Origin of the sequence: Corallococcus sp. CA047B (genome assembly GCF_003612065.1) — a bacterium.
Lineage (GTDB): Bacteria > Myxococcota > Myxococcia > Myxococcales > Myxococcaceae > Corallococcus > Corallococcus praedator.
The window spans coordinates 1-1,000 of the sequence record NZ_RAWD01000671.1 but is presented as its reverse complement, the minus strand read 5'-3'; the positions used below and the strand labels follow the sequence as shown (position 1 = coordinate 1,000).

Sequence of the window (1,000 nt, the reverse complement as noted above, 5' to 3'; positions counted from 1 at the left end):
CGGCGGTGCCCCGCGCCCTGCTCGTGCCCGCCACCCCGTCCGGGCTGCTGCGCCTGGCCGCCGTGGAGTGGGCCGGGATGGCGCTGGGATGGTTCGTCATGGCGTGGGCTCCCGTGCTCGCGCCGCTGGCGGTGCTCGTCGTCGCGGGACGGCTGCACGCGCTGGGCGTGCTGCTTCATGACGCGGTCCACCTGCCCACGCGAACACCGGAGTGGAGACTGTGTCCGCTGACCGTGCTGGCGGGCTACCCGGTGGCGTCCACGCTGGAGGCCATGCGCTACCACCACCTGCGCCACCACCGGGACGCGGGCCTGCCGACGGACCCCTACCGCAAGCCTCCGGACGGCGGTCCCTTGCGCACGGCGTGGCGGTGGCTGCTGCTGCTGGGCGTGATTCCCGGATGGGTGCTGCGCGGACCGGTGGGGCTCTGTGCCTGGGCCATCCCCGCGCTGCGCACGCCGTACGCCCGGGTGTTCCTGCAGGACCGCTCGGGTCGCGAACTCACGCATGACGCGGAGGTGCTCGCGTGTGCTCGCGCGGAAGTCGGTCAGGTGCTCTTCCACCTGGGCGTGCTGGCACTGGCGCTGCGGTGGCCCTCCCAGGTGGCGTGGGGGTATGGACTGCCGCTGCTGGTGGCTTCGGGGTTCAACGCGCACCGGTTGCTCGCGGAGCACACCGCCATGCCCGCGCACGGTCGCTCGCTGGGGGACGTGTTCGCGTGCACGCGCGACCAAGGGCTCGGGTGGCTGGGGCGTTTGGGATTGGCGCCGCGCCATGTGGGATTGCACGTGGTGCATCACCTGCATCCGCACGTGTCGCTCACGCACCTGCCCCGGCTGCGCGCGTGGTACGTCGCGCGCTTTCCTGAACACTATCCCCGGCCCCGTCCCTACTGATGCTCTCCGCTTCGACCCGTGTGTTGCTGGTGGTGTTCCTGCTCGCGGTCGCGGGCGCGGCGGCGTTCTTCCGGCACCGGCAGAACGCCCGGGGGGGACGGGGT

The 1,000-nt window shown here is 72.7% G+C and carries 1 protein-coding gene; it reads left to right on the top strand.

The features are described from left to right. Positions 1-896, top strand: an 896-nt coding sequence (locus tag D7X74_RS42075) for a fatty acid desaturase (protein WP_147446921.1), incomplete at its 5' end; no start/stop codon positions are given. Positions 897-1,000 lie beyond the last annotated feature (104 nt).